The organism is Cupriavidus sp. SIMBA_020 (assembly GCF_046535395.1).
GTDB classification, from domain to species: domain Bacteria; phylum Pseudomonadota; class Gammaproteobacteria; order Burkholderiales; family Burkholderiaceae; genus Cupriavidus; species Cupriavidus campinensis.
Genome location: NZ_JAWRWU010000551.1, coordinates 1 through 273 on the forward strand (window position 1 = coordinate 1; position 273 = coordinate 273).

Annotated in this window: 1 pseudogene; it reads left to right on the forward strand. The window is 57.1% G+C overall.

What is annotated here, in order from left to right:
* A pseudogene (locus SB751_RS30475) lies at positions 1–273 on the forward strand (DNA replication protein); the annotation flags it as partial.

Below are 273 nucleotides of genomic sequence, written 5' to 3' on the forward strand. Positions count from 1 at the left end.
GTTCCGAACGAGGTCAAGGCGCTCGCGGAGCATCGGTTTGGCTCACCGCTGAGGCTGGGCACGCCGCGCGAAAACGGTGGCCCCTATCGGGGTGAGGTCTTCAACACGGAGCGCTATCTAATCCAGCAGGTCGCGACACGCAGTGTCGTGTTCCACCGCAAAGATCGAATGACATTTGTGTCTGACCGTCTGAAATGGATGGATGAAAACTCCCGTTTGAATGGATCCGAGTTGCAAGTGGGCTATGACGGCGATCAGGCGAAGGTTTATCCG